The 6,642-nt window shown below is 43.3% G+C and carries 7 protein-coding genes; all 7 read left to right on the forward strand.

Going from position 1 to position 6,642, the window contains the following annotated elements; all coding sequences use genetic code 11:
- A partial coding sequence (locus tag K6C05_RS01265; protein ID WP_296730494.1) for a nucleotidyl transferase AbiEii/AbiGii toxin family protein occupies positions 1-650 on the forward strand: 650 nt, incomplete at its 5' end.
- Between the two features lie 5 nt (positions 651-655).
- The gene (locus tag K6C05_RS01270) at positions 656-883 is read left to right on the forward strand and encodes a hypothetical protein (RefSeq protein ID WP_296730495.1); all 228 of its coding nucleotides are present in this window, start codon (positions 656-658) and stop codon (positions 881-883) included.
- A 468-nt stretch (positions 884-1,351) separates the two neighbouring features.
- A complete protein-coding gene (locus tag K6C05_RS01275) occupies positions 1,352-1,633 on the forward strand; it encodes a prevent-host-death protein (RefSeq protein WP_296730496.1) in 282 nt (93 codons plus the stop codon).
- Positions 1,630-1,941, forward strand: coding sequence for a type II toxin-antitoxin system RelE/ParE family toxin (locus K6C05_RS01280; protein WP_296730498.1), 312 nt, complete (start codon positions 1,630-1,632; stop codon positions 1,939-1,941). Before K6C05_RS01275 ends, K6C05_RS01280 begins: the two co-directional genes overlap by 4 nt.
- 22 nt (positions 1,942-1,963) lie before the next feature.
- Positions 1,964-3,088 carry a UDP-galactopyranose mutase gene (gene glf / locus K6C05_RS01285; protein WP_296730500.1) on the forward strand — a complete coding sequence of 375 codons (1,125 nt, stop codon included), beginning with the start codon at positions 1,964-1,966 and terminating at the stop codon, positions 3,086-3,088.
- A gap of 76 nt (positions 3,089-3,164) precedes the next feature.
- The gene (locus K6C05_RS01290; protein WP_296730501.1) at positions 3,165-4,955 is read left to right on the forward strand and encodes a flagellinolysin; all 1,791 of its coding nucleotides are present in this window, start codon (positions 3,165-3,167) and stop codon (positions 4,953-4,955) included.
- Between the two features lie 166 nt (positions 4,956-5,121).
- Positions 5,122-6,642 (forward strand): hypothetical protein (locus tag K6C05_RS01295; protein WP_296730503.1); only part of this gene is annotated, 1,521 nt, incomplete at its 3' end.

A 6,642-nucleotide genomic window follows, 5' to 3' on the forward strand; every position in this document is an offset into this window, starting at 1 on the left:
ATCCAAGCTTTTCTTTGGAGAAGTATCTTTCTTACATGGAGGAAGCTTTGGCCAGCCATGGCTTGGAAATGTCGGTATCTGAGAAGATTAAGTCAAGACAATCTGATGTGCAGTCTGCGTTTATAAAAGGTGAAACCCTGATTCAATTGGTCACGATATGGGATAGGGAAGAACGGAGATTCCCCGGGATAGACCCACATGAGCAGGTTAAGATTAAAGTTGAGATAGACACCAATCCTCCAGAAGGGGCTACACATGAAAATAAATATGGTCTCCGTCCGGTTCCTTTTATGGTGCGTTTATATGATTCGCCTTCTCTATTCGCTGGGAAACTGCACGCAGTTCTGTGCAGAAATTGGAAAAATAGGGTAAAGGGGCGCGACTTTTATGATTTTGTATGGTATATAACTAATAGAATAAAGGTGAATTTATATCATTTGCAGAAAAGAATGGAACAGACAGGGCATTGGGATAGTAATGATACATTAACTTTGCAGGTTTTGAAGACAATGCTGTCAGAACGATTTGCTTCTGTAGATTATGAGCAGGCTAGACAGGACGTAAGAAAATTTATTAAGGCTGATGAGAAACTTAAATTATGGAGTGAAGACTTTTTTAAAGCTTTGTCTGAGCATATTGAGTCGGTATAATTGACATGAATTCGTCCTTTACAAACGGTGAAAGTATTATTGTTCATATGGAGCGTCCTACTGAAAAAGGGTTTGACCAGGCTGAATTTTTATTGCCGAGTGTAGTATGTACAAAATGCATGGGGGTTACTGAAGATGAATTAATAAAACTTACAGTTTTTGTCAAAAATAATAGTCCATTGATTTGGGAAATAGCCCGCAAGGATGGTGAGATTATTGCCGACGTGGGGTGAATTATTCGGTTATAGGATTTATTGCCAAACGGTTATTAAAATCCCAACATATATACTGGATAAGTCCATGCTTCCTCATTTATGGGGCGGATTTTGTCACAGGTATCAATTACAAGACCAGGCTGGATGGCCTGGTCATATTTTTTTAGTACAAAGAAGTTTTTTGACGCTTACGTTTGATCGAGGCATATCATGTATATGCGATTAAATCAACATCGGGATGCGTAAATAATCGTAATGGATAAACCTGACGATGCTATCATTTTGCTGGTGGATTATGCGAAGTAATAGTTGCATGCCATCTATGTTACCATCAAAACAAATTTATTAGTGATCATTTTAATAATTTTAATTTTGTTTTTTATCTTTTTTAGCTGTTGGGTGAGGTTTTTCTGTACCTCAATATGTCCATATAGTATAATTATATACAAATATTATATAAATATTGCTATGTTGGGGGCGAGAGATATGAAAACCATAATAAAGCCATCAGCGGCTATACGGCAGGATTATAATGGTATTGCAAAGCTTTGTCGAGAGTCAGCTGCACCAGTTTATTTGACTAAGAACGGTAAGGGTGATCTGGTTGTCATGGATATAGATAACTACAATCGTCGCGAGGCATCTTTTTCCCTTCGGGAAGAACTATTAGGCATAGAAGAAGCACGGCGTGATGGAGTGCCGGATTATTCCTGCGATGATGTCGTGGAGATGATGCGACAGGCTGTAAAAGAGGCGGCTAAGAAATGAAATATACGGTAAATGTTTCGCCAAGTGCCAAAGAACAGTTGGTAGCCAAGGCTGCTGAGTTGACTATTATGCAGGATGAGGATTTGGGGGGGAAGTTCATTGATGAGTTTATCAGTAGCAGAGAATCTTTGGAAAGTTTGCCTGAGCGTGGGGCACATAGACTGAAGTATCTGCCATCTATGTATAGATTAATTCCCTTTTGGCCTCATTTGTGGCTGGTTTATCGTGTGAATAAAAAGGAAAAAGTTGTATATATAGATTTAGTGCTGGATGATCGCAGTGATTATGGCAGCTTGTTTGATATTTAAAATCAAAAGAGAGGAACATTCTATGCAATACAATTATTTAATAGTTGGTTCAGGTCTGTTTGGAGCGGTATTTGCCCAGCAGGCTGCTCAAAAAGGAAAAAGGGTATTGGTGCTTGAACGGCGAAATAATATAGGTGGTAATATTTATACGGAAAATATCGCCGGAATCAATGTGCATAAATACGGGGCTCATATATTTCATACCAATGATAAAGCGGTGTGGGAATACATAAATCAATTTGCGGATTTCAACAGATTTACCAATTCGCCTGTGGCGAATTATAAAGGGGAGATTTATTCACTGCCCTTTAACATGTATACCTTCAATAAAATGTGGGGGGTGGTGACTCCCCAGGAAGCAGCGGATGTTATAGCGAAGCAGCGCCAGGAAATCAAGGGGGAACCAAGAAACCTGGAGGAACAGGCTATTTCCCTGGTGGGAAGGGATATCTTTGAAAAGCTCATCAAGGGATATACTGAAAAACAATGGGGCAGGGACTGCAGTGAACTGCCGGCGTTTATCATCAGGCGGCTTCCTGTCAGGTATACCTATGATAACAATTACTTTAATGCCCTTTATCAGGGGATTCCTATTGGTGGCTATACCAAGCTGATTGAAAAAATGCTGGATGGCATAGAGGTGCGACTGGGAGTTGATTATCTACAGAATAAGAGTGAGTATGATAATTTGGCAGACAAAATCATTTATACCGGACCAATTGATGAATTTTTTGATTATAAGCTGGGGACTTTGGAATACCGTTCTGTCCGCTTTGAAAATGAGCAGCTGGATATACCGAATTTCCAGGGTAATGCGGCGGTGAATTATACTGACCGGGAAAATCCATGGACCAGGATTATAGAGCATAAATGGTTTGAATTTGGCAAGGATGAGGCGGGGAATGACTTGCCCAATACGGTGATATCCAGGGAATATTCTTCGGAATGGCATCCTGGTGATGAGCCTTATTATCCGGTGAATGATGAAAAAAACAGCAAACTGTACGCACGGTATAAGCAGGAGGCAGATAAGCTGGGAGATGTGATTTTTGGCGGCCGCTTGGGGACATATTCATATTATGATATGGATGTGACTGTGTCCAAGGCTTTGATTGCAGCTGAGCTTGAACTGCAAAATGATTTATGATGAGGATTTCTTCTGTAGAAGAAAAATTTGATCAATGGCGTTATGACATATATTTAAAGGGGTAGGGTGAGAAGCTATGAGCATGGTTATATACAATAATATTTCTGCTATGACCATTTTGGGCGAAACCAACAAAAACAGTAATGCCCTGGGTAAAAGCCTCAAGAAGGTTGCTTCCGGTATGAAAATAAACGGTGCCGGGGACGGGGCCTCTGAATACAGCATTTCTGAGAAAATGAGATCTCAGATACGGAGCCTGGACCAGGACAGCAAAAATGCCCAAAATGCCCAAAGCCTGCTGAAGGTAGCGGATGGTGTGCTGTCCAATTCTGTGGCTATTATGCGGACCATGAAGGAAAAGGCCATAGATGCTGCCAACGATACCAATACCGATTCGGACCGTGCCATCATCCAAAAGGAGCTGGATCAGCATATTGACCAGCTCAATGATAATTCACTGGTCACCTTCAATGGCAAGTATATTTTTGACGGGGCAGCTGACCATACCTACAGCAAGGAACAGACCATTATGGCAGCCCTTAATACTGAGTGGCTATCCAACAGTATGGATTTAATTACCCGTTCTACCGGTTTGACCTTTGAAGCAGGTGATCCCAGTGTCAAGGAAATGGACGTGGTATTTGTCAATGAGGATAACACCAATCTGGCGTGGGTTACTTCCACCATTAACTCATCCGGAGTTACTACCGGATTGAAACTGTCGGTTAATATGAAATATTATGCTGACCTGGTGGATGGTGATGTGAATGGTGCCAGTACCACTGCCGGTTCGGCTTATCTGGACCGTACTATTGCCCATGAGATGACTCATGCCGTGATGTCAGCCAGGATAGAAGGCTTTACTGGAGCAAATGGTCTGTATGCCTGTATAAAGGAAGGCTCTGCAGAGGTTGTACATGGTATAGATGATCAGCGCATGACCACTATCCAGTCTCTGGCGGACAGCCAGTCAATTGCCTCCACTCTGGGTACCAATACCAGTGCTTCAGGCGAAAATGATTATGCTGCAGGTTACGTCATGTTCCGCTACATGGCGGCACAGGGAGGATTTTCTGCTGAGCAAGGTTTGAGCCAGTTTATGCAGTCTTTGGCCAGCGGCACTGGTAATATGACTACGGCAAGGATAGATGCGGCTGTCAGTGCAGCTACCAAGGGGAAGTTCCCAACATTTGCTGATATGAAGGCCCAGATGGCTGCCGATGAGGCTGCTGCAGGGAATGGTACCAAGTTTTTAAAGGATTATTGTAATATCATCCTGCCTAACAAGGATACCGGTGCTATTACAGGCCGTGATGCCGGAGTGAGCAGGGTGGACAAGACTGCCGAGTCTGTTGTACCGGAGGGCGGTTCGGTGAAATTCTGGACCAATCCTGACAGCAGTTATACCTTTATCAATGGCCTGCAGGTGAATTGGCCGATGGAATACCTTGATATAAGGGGTGGCCTGTTCTTCCAGATTGGTACCAAGGCCGCACAGAACATACATGCAGTCTTTTCCAATGCTGATGCCCAATCTCTGGGGCTTCAGGATAAGGATGGTAAAAATATCAGTGTGCAGACCCAGGGGGATGCGGAAAATGCTATTGCCCAGCTGGATAAATCCATCGACAGGGCCTTGAATCAGCTCACCAAGATTGGTGCTTTGTCCAGCAGGCTGGAATATACCAATGATAATATTATCACTGCATCAGAGAACATCACTTCTGCGGAAAGTGTTATCAGGGATTCAAATATGGCCAAGGAAATGACGGCATATACCAAGGATAATGTTTTGCTTCAGGCGGCTCAGGCAATGCTTAGTCAGGCCAATCAGAATTCATCCAATGTAATCAGCCTTCTGCAGTAAATATCCAATGGAGTAAAATGTGAAAGTGGACAAATTGCGGAAAGCACCTGTCGGTAAGGGGGCTTTCCGTATATTTTTGTTTTGGGGCGTATAGAAAAGGATTGTAAAATTTTATATTTGAAATTATATTATATAGTAGAATAAATTGTAGTTGTGGGGGATTGCTATGGCAGTAATGACCAAAGAGTGTTGGGCCATGTACAAGGAAGCTCTTGGATTTTGGAAGTCGGCTCGTTTCCTTGAAGCTGAAAATATTGTTGAAAAGCTCCTTGCTGCCGATGGCAGTGAAGTTTCGAAGGTACATCTTTTAAGTGCCTATATCAAGCGTTCCTCAGGTGATACAATAGGTGAAATTGCCATTTTGAACCGCCTGGTTGAGGAAGGCTGCCAGGACGAACCTGATCTTTTGGGGGATGTTTACAGTATGCTGGGCCAGGCCTATAGCATTATTGGAGAGCCTGATAAAGCTGTGGAAAGTTTTTTACAGGCTGTCAATGCTGAGGATAGCTTGAAGAATAAGCTGGTGGAATATAGCAATGCTATTTTTGCCGCTGCATCATTATCCGGGACAGACGGGGATTTTTGGCGCTTACTTTACAAAGGGTATGAAGATCTGCTGTATTCGGGAGGACTTGTACCTTATGCTGACAAGCCATGGCAGCATGAAAGACTTCGGGTGGGATATTTATCCAGTGATTTTCTAAGGCATCCGGTGGGAGCACTGCTGTGGCCACTGATAACCCGGGCGGATAAAAACAGTTTTCAGTTGTTCTGTTATGCAGGTAATGCTGAGTCGGATAAGTTGACTGCTGCCCTGCGTAAGCATGCTGATGTCTGGCGGCAGGTGAAGGACTGGTCCTTTAAGTCCATTGCCAAACAGATTTATATTGATGAGATTGATATCTTGGTTGATCTGGGGGGCCATACCAAGGGGAACATGCTCCCGGTATTGGCCTGGAGACCGGCTAAGCTGCAGATATCAGCCATAGGCTGGGTAGGCAGTACTGGTATGTCTGCTGTTGATTATGTCCTTGGGGATGAGTTTTGTACTCCTTTTACACGACAAAGTGCCTATGTTGAAAAATTGCTGAAAATCAGGGGCAGTCATTTCTGCTTTCATCCATACCGTACAATGCCTGAGGTTTCAGAGTCACCATATAAGCATAATGGATATATAACCTTTGGGTGCTTCAATAATTTCAGCAAGGTTACAGATGATATGCTGGTTCTTTGGAGCAGGCTTTTGGCAGGAGTTCCAAACAGCAAATTATTCCTTAAGCATAAGCTGTTTGACAGTGCAGAGGGTATCAAATATACTGAGGAACGCCTGGAAAGATGTGGTATACCTGCTGACCGGCTGATATTGCGGGGGTTCAGTGAGGATTACCTCGAACAATATGCTGATATGGATATTGCCCTTGATACATTCCCTTATACTGGTGGGATGACTACTTTTGAGGCACTGTATATGGGAGTGCCGGTGGTCAGCATGTATGGGGAGAGCCGTGGTCAGCGCTTCGGGTATAGCATGCTTATGAATGCCGGTCTTGGAGATATGGCGGCTCAGGACTCCGAAGAATATGTGGATATTGCAACGGCTTTGGGGAATAATCCGGAGCTTTTATTGGATTTGCGTACCCACCTGCGTGATATAATCAAGGCATCACCTCTTATGGATGAGGCTGGC

Origin of the sequence: Anaerovibrio sp., assembly GCF_024697385.1 — a bacterium.
Taxonomy (GTDB): Bacteria; Bacillota; Negativicutes; order Selenomonadales; family Selenomonadaceae; genus Anaerovibrio.